The 15864-nt window shown below is 69.6% G+C and carries 12 protein-coding genes; 9 read left to right on the forward strand and 3 right to left on the reverse strand.

The window, feature by feature from the left end; translation table 11 throughout:
* Window positions 1–498 precede the first annotated feature (498 nt).
* The 3 genes from ACZ6ZN_RS06185 (at window position 499) to ACZ6ZN_RS06195 (ending at window position 4036) form a co-directional block, all read left to right on the forward strand.
* On the forward strand, window positions 499–1902 hold the full coding sequence (locus ACZ6ZN_RS06185; protein ID WP_469643436.1) for a flavin monoamine oxidase family protein: 1404 nt from the start codon (window positions 499–501) through the stop codon (window positions 1900–1902).
* 368 nt (window positions 1903–2270) lie between these two features.
* Entirely contained in the window at window positions 2271–3488 is a 1218-nt protein-coding gene (locus tag ACZ6ZN_RS06190) for an FAD-dependent monooxygenase (protein WP_469643439.1), read from the forward strand.
* A gap of 92 nt (window positions 3489–3580) precedes the next feature.
* A complete protein-coding gene (locus tag ACZ6ZN_RS06195; protein WP_469643443.1) occupies window positions 3581–4036 on the forward strand; it encodes a TIGR02611 family protein in 456 nt (151 codons plus the stop codon).
* A 97-nt stretch (window positions 4037–4133) separates the two neighbouring features.
* Here ACZ6ZN_RS06195 and rraA read toward each other — a convergent pair whose 3' ends face one another.
* On the reverse strand, window positions 4134–4625 hold the full coding sequence (rraA, locus tag ACZ6ZN_RS06200; protein ID WP_161325943.1) for a ribonuclease E activity regulator RraA: 492 nt from the start codon (window positions 4623–4625) through the stop codon (window positions 4134–4136).
* A 189-nt stretch (window positions 4626–4814) separates the two neighbouring features.
* Between rraA and ACZ6ZN_RS06205 the strand changes: the two genes are divergently transcribed.
* The 5 genes from ACZ6ZN_RS06205 (at window position 4815) to ACZ6ZN_RS06225 (ending at window position 12656) form a co-directional block, all read left to right on the forward strand.
* Window positions 4815–5693, forward strand: coding sequence for an FCD domain-containing protein (locus tag ACZ6ZN_RS06205; RefSeq protein WP_469643446.1), 879 nt, complete (start codon window positions 4815–4817; stop codon window positions 5691–5693).
* A gap of 146 nt (window positions 5694–5839) precedes the next feature.
* A complete protein-coding gene (gene acnA, locus ACZ6ZN_RS06210) occupies window positions 5840–8482 on the forward strand; it encodes an aconitate hydratase AcnA (protein ID WP_469643449.1) in 2643 nt (880 codons plus the stop codon).
* Window positions 8483–8587: 105 nt separating this feature from the next.
* Window positions 8588–9754 carry an ABC transporter substrate-binding protein gene (locus ACZ6ZN_RS06215; protein ID WP_469643451.1) on the forward strand — a complete coding sequence of 389 codons (1167 nt, stop codon included), beginning with the start codon at window positions 8588–8590 and terminating at the stop codon, window positions 9752–9754.
* Window positions 9755–9808: 54 nt separating this feature from the next.
* Window positions 9809–11578 carry an ABC transporter permease gene (locus ACZ6ZN_RS06220; protein WP_469643454.1) on the forward strand — a complete coding sequence of 590 codons (1770 nt, stop codon included), beginning with the start codon at window positions 9809–9811 and terminating at the stop codon, window positions 11576–11578.
* The gene (locus ACZ6ZN_RS06225) at window positions 11571–12656 is read left to right on the forward strand and encodes an ABC transporter ATP-binding protein (RefSeq protein ID WP_469643456.1); all 1086 of its coding nucleotides are present in this window, start codon (window positions 11571–11573) and stop codon (window positions 12654–12656) included. The genes ACZ6ZN_RS06220 and ACZ6ZN_RS06225 overlap by 8 nt, the downstream gene beginning before the upstream one ends.
* Before the next feature lie 66 nt (window positions 12657–12722).
* Here ACZ6ZN_RS06225 and ACZ6ZN_RS06230 read toward each other — a convergent pair whose 3' ends face one another.
* Together ACZ6ZN_RS06230 and ACZ6ZN_RS06235 are read right to left on the reverse strand one after the other, a co-directional pair.
* On the reverse strand, window positions 12723–13175 hold the full coding sequence (locus ACZ6ZN_RS06230) for a cupin domain-containing protein (protein WP_469643458.1): 453 nt from the start codon (window positions 13173–13175) through the stop codon (window positions 12723–12725).
* Window positions 13176–13414: 239 nt separating this feature from the next.
* Window positions 13415–14710 (reverse strand): CitMHS family transporter, encoded by a 1296-nt coding sequence (locus ACZ6ZN_RS06235; RefSeq protein WP_469643459.1) that lies wholly within the window; start codon window positions 14708–14710, stop codon window positions 13415–13417.
* A 363-nt stretch (window positions 14711–15073) separates the two neighbouring features.
* On the opposite strand from ACZ6ZN_RS06235, the gene ACZ6ZN_RS06240 reads away from it, so the two are divergent.
* A complete protein-coding gene (locus ACZ6ZN_RS06240; RefSeq protein ID WP_161331508.1) occupies window positions 15074–15787 on the forward strand; it encodes a FadR/GntR family transcriptional regulator in 714 nt (237 codons plus the stop codon).
* Window positions 15788–15864: the final 77 nt, after the last annotated feature.

A 15864-nucleotide genomic window follows, 5' to 3' on the forward strand; every position in this document is an offset into this window, starting at 1 on the left:
CGGCGCTGCCCAAGTGTCGCAGCGTCCGGCCGGTCTACGCGTTGAGCGATGACCTTGCGATCTGTGCCTCCGGCGGGTGGGGCACGCGATCTCTCTCCCGCACCAGCTCGAACTGCTGCGCGTCCCCGCGCCGGCCCACCGTCACCACAATCGACAGGACGTTCCGGCCTGGCTCGACGGCCAGGTGCAGCTTGGCGGTGACCCTCGTCGCGTGAACGTCCCAGCCCGTGATCTCCGCGCTCGCTGAACACACCGCCCTGCGGGTTCTCATGCGCGTACCTCCGCCTTCCGACCCGAGATGCATCCGCGCAGGCCGTCCGAGGCCAGGGACGGCCGCCCACCGTCGCCCGAGCGAGCGACACGCCTCCCCTCGTGTGGGCGACGGCAGCCGGGGGCCTCCCGCGCGGACTACTTCCCCTTAGGTCTCTGCGGTTCTCCACCCCTCGTACCGGTGAGCGGCCTCACCTTGAAAACTACACTGACAAGTCAGTACAGTATTTGGACCAGGCAGACGGCCGGCAGGCCGCATACGAACGGAGCGCGACCATGACCAGTGTCAGCACCCGATCCGCCGACGTCGTTGTCGTCGGTGCCGGGCTCGCAGGGCTCACTGCAGCGGACCAGCTCTCCCGGGCCGGTCACGATGTCGTCGTCGTCGAGGGCCGTGACCGCGTCGGCGGACGAATCCACACGGTCGAGGTCGCGGGCGTCCCCGTCGACGCCGGCGCGACCTGGGTCGCACCGGGTCACACCGCGGTACGCGACCTTGCACGCCGATTCGACTGCGAGTTCGTGGCCCAGTCCCAGCCGGGCAAGGGCGTCATGTCCTTCGGAGGCAAGCGCAAGATCGAGAGCGCCACGTCCATGGCGCCCTGGGCGATGCTCGACCTCACGCGGATCATGGGGGTCCTGCAGAAAATGGTCGACGGCCTCCCCGTCTCCTCTCCCTGGGAGCACCGCCACGCCGCGCACTTCGACTCGATGTCGCTCGGCGAGTGGCTGACCTTGAAGCACGCCCTCAAGGACACCCGGAAGTTCATGAACATGTTCAGCCTCGTGCACTGGGGTGCACCCGTAGGCGAGGTCTCACTGTTCAACGTGATGCGGTACATCAAGAACCTGGGCGGCATCGAGCACATGCTCGCCGTCGAGGGCGGCGACCAGCAGGACCGGTTGCTGGGAACGATGCACACGCTGGTCAGCAGGCTCGCCGGCACGCTGGAGGACTGCCTGCTCGTCGCCTCCCCGGTGGAGCGCATCACCACGGCCGGAGAACGCGTCACGGTCGAAACCAGCAAGCACGCCATCGATGCCCGGTACGTCATCGTGACGGCATCGCCGACACACCGATCGACCATAGAGTTCACGCCCGCACTCCCGGAGCGTCACTACGGGCTCTCACGCAGCTGGCGACTCGGAGCACTCAGCAAGGCTTTCGTCGCCTATGACCGCCCCTTCTGGCGGGACGAAAATCTCTCGGGAGAAGGAATGTCCGACGACGAGACCGCCTTCCTCACTTTCGACGTCAGCCCGGCCGCCGATGGCCCCGGCATCCTCATGGTCTTCTGCGACGCGCGCGGGTTCGACGCATACGACGAGGCCGAGCGCCGCCGCCGCGTCATGCGGCACCTCATCCACCTGTACGGGGCGCCCGCGCGCCATGCCATCGACTACACCGACTTCTCCTGGGGCAACGACAGCTTCGCACCCGGAGGGCCGAACCCGGCAGTCGGGCCGAAGACGTGGACCACCTTCGGACCGTTCCTGCGCGAGCCGGTCGGACGCGTCCACTGGGCCGGCACCGAAACAGCCGACGAGACCTCCGGCACCATGAACGGCGCCATCCTCTCGGGCCAGCGCGCAGCCACCGAAGTGGCAGCACGCCTCGACTCCGGTCAGTGACCCTACCTGCCCCCACTGTCCTCGCCCCCGGACCGTCGGCGCCGGCCTCCGGTCCAACAAGCCACCGCTCCCGATAGTTCGGCAGAACGGGCCACGAGCAGACAGGGGGCCAGAGCCGATCCGTCCCGGACGGTCGTCCTCGTCCTACCCGCCCAGAGCCCTCGACGTGCGCGCCCTGAGCAGCGACCTCTCCTCCCGCACGCGGACCGTCTTTTTCCGACTCCGCCGAAACCGACGTCCGCGGCCGCTTCTCCACCGCGCCCACACTCAGGACCTCGACGCCGCACCCACCGTCCCCATGCTCCGCCGGCAGCCCCATGCCGTAACGACCTCCCAGTCACGGACCCGCACCGAAGAGGAGACACCCGTTGAACAAACCCGCACCCCGAGCCCTGATCGTCGGCATGGGCATCGGCGGCCTCGCCACGGCGATGCGCCTGCACGACATCGGCTGGGATCCCGTGATCGTCGAGCGAGCCTCCGAGCGCCGCGCCGCCGGCTACTTCATCGGCCTCTTCGAAACCGGCCGCGCCACCGCGAAGCGCATGGGCATCCTCGACGCCATCGGCAACCGCACCGACCCCACCACCATCACCTATGACGTGGAGCGGGACGGACGCCGCCGTCCCGGCATGGGGTACGGCGACCTCCCCGGCGGCCCACGCCTGATCCTGCGCGGCGACATCGAGACCGCCCTCCACGACGCGGTCGCCCTCCGTACCGAGATCCGCTACGGCACCACACCGACCGCCCTCGACGAACACCCCGCGGGAGTCGACGTCACCCTGCGCACCACCACCGGCGAGGACGTCGCGGAGACCACTGAGCACTTCGACCTCGTCATCGGCGCCGACGGCGTGCGCTCCACCGTCCGACGCCTCGCGTTCGGCCCCGACAGCCGCTTCATGCGCCCGCTGCACCACATTGTCGCCGCCACCACCATGAAGGAGCCCGTTCCCGGCTACCGGCCCCAGGACGGCGTCGTCCTCGCCGAACCGGGGCGCTCGGTGTGGACCTTCCCCTTCACCGATCACCAGCCCGGACTGCTGTTCAACTACCGCACCGACGACGAAGACGCCCAGTTCCGCCGTCCGCCCATCGAGTCGCTGCGCGCCGCCTTCGGGCCAGAGCCCGTCGGCCCCGTCCTCGGTCATCTGCTCCGGCAGTTCGAGCAGGCCGACGACTACATCTTCGACTCAGCCCACCAGATCGAGATGGACACCTGGCACACCGACCGGGTCGTCCTGCTCGGTGACGCCGCCTGGTGCCTGACCCTCTACTCCGGCATGGGCGCCTCCACCGCGATGGCTGGCGCCGACCTGCTGGGCACCCTGCTCCAGCGCAATCCCGGCAACACGCCCCGGGCCCTGCGCGAATGGGACCAGAAGCTGCGCCCCTTCATGGCGCTCCAACAGAAGTCCGCACGCACCGAGGGCCTGCCGACATTCGTCCCCCAGACCCGCAAGGACAAGATCGTGCGCACCGCCATGCAGAAGGTGCTGACCAACCGGGTCGGCAAGAAAGTCATGACGGCCATGATGGACAAGGCGTTCAAGGAGATGTCCATCGATATCGCCGCTGTCTGACAGCCCCCACCACGAAGTTCGTTTTCACGTGTGCCCCACTGGGGGCACACCTCCATTTCGATGAAGGTCTCGGTTCCGACAGGTTGGGCTGCATGAACGCGGAGAATGACAAGCAGAACAAGGTCGCCGGGACGGTGACCGCCGATTCCGTTGCGGGGGACGAGCGGGCGGCGGAGCGGAGACTGGGCTCGCGGGCCCCTGAGTTCATCCGGAAGTCACGCTTGCTCCGCACGGGCTGGCAGGTCGGAATCTTCGTCGTCGGTCTCGCCGTGGTCGGGGCCGGCGTCGCGATGCTGGTACTGCCCGGCCCGGGCTGGCTGGTGATCTTCGGAGGCATGGCCATCTGGGCGACCGAATTCACCTGGGCACAGATCGTCCTGCGCTGGACCCGACGCAAGGTCACCGAAGCCGCCCAGCGCGCACTCGACCCCAAGGTACGGCGGCGCAATATCATTCTCACCACGACGGGGCTCGTGATCATTACGGCGCTGGCAGGAATATACCTCTGGAAGTTCGGCATAGTCGTACCGTGGAAAATCAAGCAGTGATTCAGCAATGGTCCTGCGATGCAACTGCCAAAGGACAGAGTATGTCGCCCGGATCTGCTGCAGGGGAATTGCCTGGATCACCACGTGAGACCACGTCTCAGGAGAGGTGATCGACCGGGAGCAGGACCACTCCGTCCTCGTCCGCATGCAGGATGTCACCCACGCCGAACGACACACCGCCGAAGGTGACGGGCACGTCCACCTCTCCTCGCCCAGCCTTGCCCGCTCGCCGCGGATTGGTCCCCAGTGCCTGCACACCGAGCCGTGTCGCGGAGAGTGAGGCGCTGTCGCGGACAGCGCCGTGCACGATGACACCCGCCCATCCGTTGTCGCGGGCCCTGGTGGCCATCCGGTCACCGAAGAGCGTGGTGGCGAGGGACCCTCCGCCGTCCACGACCACGACGGCCCCACCCCCGGGCATGTGCAGCAGCTCGTGCAGCAAGGCGTTGTCCTCACGGCACGAAACGGTCCGCACCGGACCCGCGAAGGAGCGCACGGCCCCGTAGCCGGTGAACTGCAGGGAACAGACACGGAGCCGGTCGCCGTACTGGTCGGCGAGGTCGGCGGTGGGGACGGGAGTCGTGTGCATCGTCGGAAGCGCTGCCTCTCATCGAGTGAACTCGGGCTGGAGAGCCGGATCGACACCCCGACCGACACTTTGCATCAATAGACGTTCCAATACAATGCTGGTGCGAGATGAGCCCTCCATCACCGCGTACGCCGGGACCCAGCCCATAGGATGGAGCGTCCGACGTCCCCGTTCGAAGAGCGCAGCCTGATGCCGCGGCCGAATCTGACCACCTCCACCGCCACCCGCCTGGTGGACCTCCTGCGCCGCAGCGGCCTGGAAGAGGGTGCGCACGTCACCGAGCAGTGGGCGGCGGACGAGCTGGACGTCTCCCGCACACCTGCGCGCAAGGCGATGGCCTTCCTCGCCGAGGTGGGCATCCTCAGGCGTGAGCGGAACCGGGGTTACTTCCTGAACCGCGCCGCTGCCAGCCTGACCGGAACGGACCTGGCGGGGGCTGCCGATCTGGAGGAGGAGGCGTACTTCCGGGTCGCCGACGACTACATCGGGGGCCGTTTCACCGGGGCGTTCACCGCGGCCGACATCGGTCGCGGCTACGGCCTGACGCCACGCCAGGCCGATCGGGTGCTGGCGCGCATGGAGTCCGAGGACCTGGTGCGCCGCAAGGCCGGCGGGCGCGGCTGGGAGTTCCAGCAGGTGCTCTCGACGGTCGAGGCGCACGACCAGAGCTACCGGTTCCGCATGGTCATCGAGCCGAACGCCCTGCTGGAGCCCGGCTTCAGGGTCGACCCACAGGCCGCGGCCCTGCACCGCGGGCAGCAGGAGTCCTTGTTGCGCGGGGACATCCTGCTGCTCCCGCGGGCCGAGTTGTTCCGCGTCAACGCCTCGTTCCACGAGATGCTCGTGGGCTTCTCGGGCAACCAGTTCCTCCTGGACGCCGCCCGCCGTCAGCACCGGCTGCGCCGCCTCATCGAGTACCGCCACCAGGTCGACCGCTCCCGTCTGGCCGGCCAGGCCCGCGAGCACCTGCACCTGCTCGACCTGGTCGAGGACGGGAAGCTGGAGGAGGCGGCCGCCTACCTGCGCCACCATCTGGACAAGGTCCGCATCATCAAGACGCAGGGCTGACCACCCCGCGACCGAGGACCTGCCTCCCTCGCCGCAGCCGGTGAAGCTTCGCGTTCCAGTGGTTGTATCAATCAGCGGCTTGAGACAATATGGGCCGCGCCCGGAGCCATGCGTCCGTCGGCTCCTCCGGAACGACAGCAGGGACTATGCGTACAGACCCCACCGCCACCGCCGTGCTGACCGTCGACGGCCACTCGTACCGGTACCAGCCACTGGCCGGGCTGCTGCCTGCCGGGCGGCTCGCCGAGGTGCCGTACTCGGTCCGGGTGCTGCTCGAGAACGTCGCCCGCCGCTCCCCCGCCGCTCTCGACGACGTACTCGCCCGCGCCCGCTCGGGCCGCGGCGACTGCGAACTGCCGGTGTACCCGAACCGGATCATGCTGCACGACACCACGTGTCTGCCCGCCCTCGCCGACTTCGCCGCCCTGCGCGACAGCGTCGCCGAACTCGGCGGCGACCCGGAACGACTCCAGCCGGCCGTCCCGGTGGACCTGACCGTCGATCACTCGGTCATCGTCGAGGAGTACGGGCTGTCCGACGCCGTCGAGCGCAATCTGGCGATCGACTTCCGCCGCAACGGCGAGCGCTACGCGTTCGTGAAATGGGCCGAGCGCAGTCTGCGCGGCTTCCGGGTCGTACCGCCTGGCACAGGCATCATCCACCAGGTCAACATGGAGGTGCTGGCCCGCCTGGTCTGGCGCGAGGAGGCGTCTGAGGGCGGCCTGCCGTGGCTGCACCCGGACGTGCTGGTCGCCACCGACAGCCACACTCCGATGATCAACGCTCTGGGCGTCGTCGGCTGGGGCGTGGGGGGCCTGGAGGGACAGGCCGCCATGCTGGGCGAGCCCGTCACCATTCCCTACCCGCGGGTGGTGGGCGTGCGCCTGACGGGGCGGCTACGGTCCGGCGTCGGCGCCACCGATCTCGCCCTCACCCTGACCGAGCTGCTGCGCGCCCGGGGCGTAGTGGACCGGTTCGTGGAGTTCTGCGGCCCCGGCGCGGCCACTCTGGGGTGGGCGGAGCGGGCCGCCGTCTCCAACATGGCACCCGAGTACGGGGCGACCTGCGTCTACTTCCCCTATGACGACGAGACCGCCGCCTACCTGAAGCTGACCGGCCGCGACGAGGCACACGTACGGCTGGTCGACGCGTACCTCGCCGCGCAGGGCCTCAAGCGCACCGCCGACCGGCCCGAACCGCACTACGACGACGTCATCGACCTCGACCTGGCCACGGTGGAGCCGAGCCTGGCCGGCCCCGATCTGCCCCACCAGCGGCTTCCGCTGTCGCGAGTGCCCGGCTCCTTCCGCACTACCGCCGGACGGCCCGCGGACACCGCCCACTTCGGAGCGCCGCTGCCCGAGGGACCGGTCGCCATCGCCGCCATCACCAGCTGCACCAACACCGCCAATCCGTCCCTGATCGTGCAGGCAGCCCTTCTCGCCGAGCGGGCCCGGCAGTCCGGACTCAGAGCACGGCCCTGGGTGAAGACCTCCCTTTCCCCAGGTTCACGGGTCGTCGAGGACTACCTGCGCGCGGCCGGGCTCCTGGACCCGCTCGCGGAGACCGGCTTCCACATCGTCGGCTTCGGCTGCATGACCTGCATCGGCAACTCGGGCCCCCTCCACCCCGAGCTGGAGCGGCTCACCGCCGAAGCCCGCGTCGACCCGGTGGCCGTCCTGTCCGGCAACCGCAACTTCGCCGGCCGCGTCAACCCGCGCATCGCCCAGTCCTACCTGGCCTCACCCGCGCTGGTCGTCGCCTACGCGCTGGCCGGCTCGATCCTGCACGACTTCGCGCGCGAACCGCTCGGCACCGGCACCGACGGCAACCCGGTGTTGCTCAAGGACCTGTGGCCCACCGACGAAGAGGTCGCCGCTCGCGTCACAGCCTCCGTACGGCCCGAGATGTTCCGGGCCAACGCCGCCCGGCTGCGCGAGGGCACCCGGGCGTGGCACGAGATCGAGGCCGCGGACGGCGTGCGCTTCTCCTGGGACGCGGACTCCACTTACATCCGTCGCCCCCCGCACCTCACGGGCCTGCCCGCCTCACCGCCCGACCGGCTGCGCGTCGAACGGGCCCGGGTGCTGATGGTGCTGGGCGACGACGTCACCACGGACCACATCTCCCCGGCCGGTGCCATCCCGGCGCGCAGCGCCGCCGGACGATGGCTGGCCGACCGCGGGGTCGCGCGGCGCGACCTCAACCAGTACTCGACGCGTCGCAGCAACCACGAGGTCATGCTGCGGGGGGCGTTCACCAACGCCGCAGTCCGCAACCGGCTCCTCCCGTCGGCGAGCAACCTCACGGGCGGCCACGCGTACACCGCGGACCGTTCGGCCGTCCTGCCCGTCCACGAGGCGGCGCCGACCTACCGCGCCGCGGACCACGACCTCGTCGTCGTCGCAGGCCGCAACTACGGTGCCGGGTCCAGCCGCGACTGGGCCGCCAAGGCCCAGGCACTGCTGGGGGTGCGGGTGGTGATCGCCGAGTCCTACGAACGCATCCACCGCAACAACCTGATCGGCATGGGTGTACTGCCCCTGGAGTTCCAGGACGGCGACCGTGCGTCGGCCCACGACTTCACCGGAGAAGAGGACCTCGCCTTCCACGGCCTCGCCGAGCTGTGCGTCGGCACCAATCCCGTCTCACTGTCCCTCACCCGCCCCGACGGCTCACGCAGCACGCTCCGCCTCCGTCTGCGCCTCCACTCGCGCCAGGAACTCGCCTACCTCCGGCACGGCGGAATCCTGCCGTACGTGGTGCGGCGCGCCATCGCGGCACCGTGACCGAACCGCCTCCCCGCCCACCCCTCCGCTCCGTCGGCGCCCCGGCCCCGCCGACCTCTCGAAGCAGCTGACAGCGCCGTCGTGCCCCCTACGAGAAGAGCCGCCATGTCCTCCAGCCCTCCGCCACCCGCACCGGGCCCAGCCCTCCGGCCCTCCCGCCGCCGACTCCTGCGGGGCGCCGCGGCCGTCGGCACACTCGCCGCCTTCGGCGGCACGCTCTCCGCCTGTACCCCCGACGAGGCGAACGCCGCCTCGCCGACCGCCCCCGCGTACTACCCCGCCACCTACGACACCCTCATCGAAGCCTCACGGCGGGAGCGGAAGCTCCTGATCTACTCGAACACCTCGCAGACGAACTGGCAGCCCGTCTTCGACGCCTTCACCCGGCGCTACCCCTGGCTGTCCGACATTCGCGCGACCAACCTCGGCGGCTCCGCCGTCTACGAGCGGTACTACAGCGAATCCGCCGCCGGCACGTCCCCCGCCGACGTGCTGGCCAACAATGCCGGTCCGCTGTGGGGCGACTACGCGACGCGGGACGTCGCCGCCGACTACCGCTCACCGGAGAGAGACCACTTGCCCGACTGGGCCGAGCTGCTGCCCGGCGTATGGACCATGTCGACGGACCCGGTCGCTCTCATCTACAACCGCAAGACCCTCTCCCCCGACCAGTTCCCCGACGGCCTGCGGTCGCTGGCGGCGATCGTCGAGGCACGGCCCTCCCGCTTCCGCGGCAAGATCGGTGTCTACGACCCGACCAACGCCTACGGCTACGCCAGCAACCAGGGCTACACCTCGAATGTCGCGGGCGGCTGGGACACCTTCCGGCGGCTGCTGCCGTTGGCCCACGCCGACCACTCCTCCGGCACGCTGGTGGAGAAGGTCGTCTCCGGCGAGTACGACTTCTCCATCAATCTCAGCGGCGGCGTCGCCATCCCGGCCGCCGAGCACAGCGGGGGCCTGCTGGGCTGGAGCTACTACGCCGAGGGCACCGTCGTCATGCCGCGCGCGCTGTCCATCGTGAAGACCGCCCCGCACCCCAACGCGGCCCGCCTCTTCCTCGACTTCCTGCTCTCCGCCGAAGGGCAGGCGACGGTCGCCGAGGGCGGCCTGGTGCCCTACCGGCCGGACGTGCGCCAGGACGCCATGGACAGCCTCCAGGACATGCGGCGCAGGCTCGGCGCGGAGCGCGTCCACCTCTACCGGCCCGTGCGGGTGCCGGAGCGCGTGCAGGAGGCGTACGTCGCGCGCTGGCAGAAGGCAGCCGGCTGAGCCGCCCCCGCCCGATGCCTCTGCCCCCACCCCGTTCGTTCGTACGGAGTCGCCATGGCCATCCAGACACCCCCGGCGCCACCAGCCCAGTCCCGCGCCCCGCGCGCGGGCGAGCTCGGCACGCCCCGGTACCGGCGCCTGTTCGGCGCCGGACGTGAAGTCACCATCCACTGGCTGACGTTCCTCGTCACCGCCGTGCTCGTCCTCGCCCCCGTCGTACCGATCCTCTACCAGTCGGTCCGCAACCAGCCCCTGTATGCCGCAGGCGGCGCCTTCACCCTCTCGAACTACACCCACCTGTTCACCCAGGCGGGCTTCGGTTCGATCATCCTCGACACCCTCCTCTTCGCCGTCCTGACGACCGTGTTCGCGCTCGCCATCGCGGTGCCCATGGCGATCCTGCTGGAACGCACCCGCTTCCCCGCCGCCCGCCTGTTCGGCCAGGTGCTGCGCTGGCCCATCTACATCTCCCCGCTCGTCCTGGCCTTCGGCTGGATCGTCGTCTACGGCCCGGCCGGCTTCCTGACCAGCGCGGTGCGCGAGAGCTTCGGCTGGGTGCCCTGGAACCTGTACTCACTGCCCGGCATGGCCTTCGTCGAGGCCGTCGCCCAGGTCCCCATCGCCTACCTGTTCTGCGCCAATGCCCTGGCCGCCTCCGACACCTCGCTGGAGAACGCGGCCCGCAGCGTCGGCGCGGGACCTCTGCGCGTCCTGCGCTCGGTCGTGGTGCCGATGCTGCGTCCACCGATGCTCTACGCGGGTCTGCTGATCTTCGGCACGTCGATCGAGACACTGTCCATCCCGCTCATCCTGGGCGAGCCCGCCGGCATCACCCTCTTCTCCAACTTCCTCTACGAGCAGGGCATCGACTCGATCAACCCGAACTACGGCCTGCTGGGCGCGGCGTCCACCTTCATGCTGCTCACCACGATCGCCCTGGTCGTGTTCCAGACGCGACTGCTCAAGCACGCCCAGCGGTTCGTGTCGGTGCGCGGCAAGGCGACCCGTTCCGACCTGCTCGACATCGGTGCCTGGAAGTGGCTGGGCTTCGCCTTCGTCGGCCTGTACGTCGTCTTCGGTGCACTGCTGCCGATGCTCGCGCTGATCCTGCGCGCGTTCACGTCGCTCCTCACCCCGCTGGTGAACCCGTTCGACCTGCTCACCCTGGACAACTTCCGTCTGATCTTCGACTACGCGCCCTACACCGAGTCGATCGTCAACAGCATCACCGTGGCCTTTGTCGGGGCGGTGGCCGTGACCCTGTTCGGCACCGTGGTCGTCCTCGTGGCACGCCGTTCCGACTTCCGCTTCGCCCGTCTCCTGGAGACGACAGCGCAGTCACCGCACGCGGTCCCGGGTCTGATCGTCGGCATCGGCCTGTTCTGGGCCTTCACCTGGATACCCGGCGGCGACCTGCTCCGCGGCACGCTCTTCGCGCTGATCATCGCCTTCGGCATCCGGGCACTCCCGTCGGCGTACGGCGCGATCTCCCCGGCGACCATGCAGCTCGGAGCCGAACTCGACAACGCCGCACGCGTCGCAGGCGCCGACTGGTGGCGCACGGTCTCCCGCATCATGCTCCGTCTCCTGGTGCCCGCGATGCTCGCCTCGTTCCTGCTCATCTGGACCCAGATGATCCGCGAGTACGCCCCTGCCATGTTCCTCGCCGGAGCCGAGTCACAGGTCATCGGCACCACCGCCATCGACCTGTGGACCCAGGGTGAGACCGGCTCCGTCGCCGCCCTCGCCACCCTGCAGATCGCCGTCACCGCCGTCGTCGCCGGCCTCGCCGGTCTCCTCCTGAAGGGGAAGAAGCATGCCTGAGCTGGTCGTCGAGAACATCAAGAAGTCCTTCCACGGCACCACCGTCCTGGAGGACATCGACTTCACCGTCGCCGACGGGGAGTTCTTCACCCTGCTCGGCCCGTCCGGCTGCGGCAAGTCCACCACGCTGTCGTGCGTCGCGGGCCTGGAGACCCCCGACTCGGGCACCATCCGCGTCGGCGACCAGGTCTTCTTCGACGGCATCCCACGCCACACCGTCCCGCCGGAGGGCCGCAACCTCGGTCTGGTCTTCCAGTCGTACGCGCTCTGGCCACACATGACCATCGCCGACAACCTCGCACTGCCGCTCAAGCTCCGTAAAGTCCCCAAGGCCGAGCAGCGCCGCCTCATCGACGACGCACTCACCAAGGTCGACATGGTCCACCTGCGCGACCGCTATCCGCACCAGCTCTCCGGCGGCCAGCAGCAGCGCGTCGCCCTCGCCCGCGGCATCGTCTACTCCCCCGGCGTCCTGCTCCTGGACGAACCGCTTTCCAACCTCGACGCCAAGATGCGCGACCAGGCCCGCGTCTGGCTCAAGGACCTCCAGCGCGAGGTCGGCATCACCACCGTCTACGTCACCCACGACCAGGTCGAGGCCATGTCCCTGTCCGACCGCATCGCCGTGTTCATGCACGGCCGCCTCCAGCAGGTCGGCACCCCCACCGAGATCTACGAGACCCCCGCCACTCCCGAGGTGGCCGGCTTCATCGGCCGCTGCAACCTGCTGGAGGGCCGCGTCGACTCCGCAGAGGAAGGAAGCGTCCAGGTCGAATTGGGCACGACGGGCCAACGCCTGAAGGTAACCGGCACCGGCTGCGCGGGGACGTCCGCCACCGTGGGCCTGCGCTCCGAACGCATCACGCTCACCGACCGCGTGGACGCCCCGCACGACGGAGGCGTGAACGTCCTGCGAGCGAGGATCGAGCAGTGCTCGTACACCGGTGCCCGTTTCGAGTATGAACTCAGCCTCGGCGACCTGCGCGTCCACGCCGAAAGCCCCGTCCAGCACACAGGCCGGGAGATCAACCTCCTCATCCGTCCCGACGACTGCCTGCTCTATCCGGAAACCGTCTGACTGTCGACCCAGTCGGTCTCCCCGAGCCATGCGTGGACGAACGCACGGATCTGAGTCGGGTCGGTCTCAGCCTGTCGCGGCGGCCCCGTCGTGCTCGGCGTCGACCCGTACGGTGACGCCTGTCTCCACGATGGTGCGCGTGGCGTCGACCGACCCGTAGATCCACAGGATGCGCATCGGCTCGGTGGCGGAGGCGTTGCGGAAACGGTGGGGCGTGCCCGCGGGGACGTAGGTGGTGTCGAAGCGGGTGAGGTGGTGCTCGGTGCCGTCGATCTCCACGAGGGCGTCGCCTTCGAGGATGGTGACGCTCTCGGGGCAGTTGTGGGTGTGCAGCGCGATGCCGGCGCCGCCGTCGAAGAGGGTCTGGCCGGTGAGGAAGACCTCGGCGCCGACCGCCTGGGTGACCAGCGGGACGGTGCGGGCGCCGCCGCCTCGGCTGAAGGAGGGCAAGTCGGCCGGGCGCAGGACCGCGGGCTCGAAGTGGCGGAAGCAGGGCGCGTCGGTGTCCTGGTGGTGCATGGTGTTCTCCCTGAGGTGCTCGGTGGCCCGGACCGGACTTTTCGATGCCCCCGAAGGGCCCCGAAGGGCAGGCGCGGGTCCGATGCGTCGCCGGTCTCGTGGTGATCGTCATGGTGGCGTCCGCCGTCGCCCTGCTCGTCAAGGGTGACGAACCATCGGGCCCCGGCACGAACCCGGTGGGCCGCACCGACATGGGGTGCGGCCCACCGGGCACGAGGACGCAAGGCACAGGGTGCGGCTCAGGTGACGCTGATGGCTCCGGTGATGACGGCGAAGAGGATGTAGGCGGCGGAGACGAGGACGCCCCAGCGCAGGGCGTGCCGCTGGAAGTCGCCCAGCTCGGCCTTGACCAGTCCGAGGAGGACCCACAGCGGGGCGCTGGTGGGGCCCATCATGTGGAGGATCTGGCCGATGGCGCCGGCGCGGGCGATCTCGTTGGCGGGGATGCCGTAGTGCGCGGCGGACTCGGCGAGGACGGGGACGACGCCGAACCAGTAGCCGTCGTTGGACATGAAGAAGCCGAGCGGCAGGGCGAGGATCGCGGTGAACAGCGGAATGATGTTGCCCCAGCCCTCGGGGACGATGGCGAGGGCCGCGTCGGCCATGGCCTTGATCATGCCGGAGTCGGTCATGATGCCGGTGAAGACGCCGGCGGCCAGGACGAGGATCATCACCGGCACGGCGTTGGCGGCCTGCCGCTTGATGAGTTCCTGCTGGTCCCCGATGGCTCGGATGTTGACGAGCAGGGCGATCACGAACGCCACCATGAACAGCACCAGGAGGTCGGCGACCTCGGCGATGAGGAGCACCATCAGCAGCAGGGTGAGCGCCGCGTTGAACCACATCCGCCAGTCCGCCTTGACCGGCTCGAACGCCTCGCCGGAGGCGATCTCCAGCTTGTAGGCGGCGAGCTTCTCGCCGTCGATCTTGTGGCGCTCGCGCAGACCGAGCCAGTAGGCGACGGCGATGATGGCCAGGCTGGTGAGGGCCATGGGGCCGATCATGTGGACGAAGTACTCGGTGGCGCTCAGGTGCAGGACGCTGATGCCGCGGGTGGCCGCGCCGCCCCAGGGGGTGGTGCCGGAGATGGTGCCCAGCGCCATGGCCGCCAGGGTCGCCAGGATGAGGGGGTTCATGCCCAGGCGCCGGTAGATGGGCAGGAACGCGGAACAGACGATCATGTAGCTGGTGGTGCCGTCGCCGTCGAGGGCGACCAGGAGGGAGAGCACGGCGGTGCCGACCACGATCCGGACCGGGTCGCCCTTGGAAGCCCGGACGATGGCCTGGACGATCGGCTCGAAGAGTTTGACCTCCATCATCAGGCCGAAGTAGAGGACGGCGAACAGCAGGAGCGCCGCGGTGGGCGCGACGGTGTCCAGGCCGTTCATGATCATGTCGCCGAGCTTCGTGCCCTTGCCCGCGATGACGGCGGCGGCGATCGGGGTGAGCATGATGGCGGTGAACGCGGAGAGGTATTTCCGCATCACGAGCAGCATGAAGCTGCCCAGGGTGGCGAAGCCGAGGACGGCGAGCATCGTTGCTCCTTGGGGCAGGGCTGAGAGCCGCCGGTCGGACGGCGGCGCAGGACGGCGCGTGGGATCGGTGCGGGTCGGTTCAGGCGGCGACCGGAAGCGCACGCGATGTCTTGCTCGGCTCGTGCGTCGGATCGGTCACGGGGGCTGCGGGCTCCTGTACGGCGATTCGGCCGGCGCACGGCCGCGGCGGGCGATGGCCCGATGCGGTGGTGAGCAGTGCGCCTGGCATGGCTGGGACGACCGGGACACCCGGTCGCTCAAGGATGGCGGATTGGCTCGCCTACTTCCGGACAACCGGTTTACCGGATTGCCGGTAGGTAACTAGAATCCGGCCATCGCGTCAATACCGAAGTGAGGAAATCGATGGCCGAACTCGCCAGGATCACGGTCGAGCCGCGCGAGCCACTGGCCGCCGAGGTCTCCCGCCGCCTGATCGACTACCTGATGTCCGGCGAGGTCCAGCCCGGCGACCGCATCCCCTCCGAGCGGCAGCTCACCGAGATGCTGGGGGTGAACCGGCCCACGGTGCGTGAGGCGATCAAGTCGCTCGGCTTCCTCGGCCTGCTGGAGATCCGGCAGTCCAGCGGGACGTACTTCCGCGGCACCGACTCCGACGTGCTCTACCGCCTGTTCGAGCTGGGCCTGGTCCTGGGCGAGCGGGGCGCCCGCGACATGGTGCAGGCCCGGGCGGAGCTGGAGGTGATCGTGGCGGGGCTGGCCGCGCAGGCGCGCGACGAGGCGGGCGTCGAGCTGCTGCGGGCCCGGCTGACGGCGATGCGGGAGTGCCCGGACGACGAGTTCGCCGAGGCGGACACGGCCTTTCACGCCGCCCTCGGCGAGCTGGCCGGCAACACGGTGCTGCGCGACATGCTCAAGGGCATGCGGGCGATGATCCAGCGCGGCTGGGTCGAGCGTACGGGCGCCGTACGGTCCCGCGAGGTGGCCTATGCGGACCACGTGCCGATCTTCGAGGCGGTCGCGAAGGGTGACACCGAAGCCGCCCGCGCGGCGATGGCCCGGCACATGGAGGGCGCGTCCCGCCGCCTGATGAAGGCACTCGAACAGCGCGAGGCGTAGTGGGAAACCGCGAGCAGCCGGTCCCGGATGCCGGCGCTCGCGGGCTTCGCACCGACACAACCGGTTGACCGGTTGAC

The sequence above is a fragment of the Streptomyces sp. NPDC053665 genome (assembly GCF_055585285.1).

What these genes read in the sequence shown, in the direction of transcription:
- rraA (WP_161325943.1), bottom strand. Translation starts at nt 4,625, where the DNA reads ATGCACACGACTCCCGTCCCCACCGCCGACCTCGCCGACCAGTACGGC.
- ACZ6ZN_RS06225 (WP_469643456.1), top strand. Translation starts at nt 11,571, where the DNA reads ATGCCTGAGCTGGTCGTCGAGAACATCAAGAAGTCCTTCCACGGCACC.
- acnA (WP_469643449.1), top strand. Translation starts at nt 5,840, where the DNA reads ATGCGTACAGACCCCACCGCCACCGCCGTGCTGACCGTCGACGGCCAC.
- ACZ6ZN_RS06240 (WP_161331508.1), top strand. Translation starts at nt 15,074, where the DNA reads ATGGCCGAACTCGCCAGGATCACGGTCGAGCCGCGCGAGCCACTGGCC.
- ACZ6ZN_RS06205 (WP_469643446.1), top strand. Translation starts at nt 4,815, where the DNA reads ATGCCGCGGCCGAATCTGACCACCTCCACCGCCACCCGCCTGGTGGAC.
- ACZ6ZN_RS06235 (WP_469643459.1), bottom strand. Translation starts at nt 14,710, where the DNA reads ATGCTCGCCGTCCTCGGCTTCGCCACCCTGGGCAGCTTCATGCTGCTC.
- ACZ6ZN_RS06195 (WP_469643443.1), top strand. Translation starts at nt 3,581, where the DNA reads ATGAACGCGGAGAATGACAAGCAGAACAAGGTCGCCGGGACGGTGACC.
- ACZ6ZN_RS06230 (WP_469643458.1), bottom strand. Translation starts at nt 13,175, where the DNA reads ATGCACCACCAGGACACCGACGCGCCCTGCTTCCGCCACTTCGAGCCC.
- ACZ6ZN_RS06215 (WP_469643451.1), top strand. Translation starts at nt 8,588, where the DNA reads ATGTCCTCCAGCCCTCCGCCACCCGCACCGGGCCCAGCCCTCCGGCCC.
- ACZ6ZN_RS06220 (WP_469643454.1), top strand. Translation starts at nt 9,809, where the DNA reads ATGGCCATCCAGACACCCCCGGCGCCACCAGCCCAGTCCCGCGCCCCG.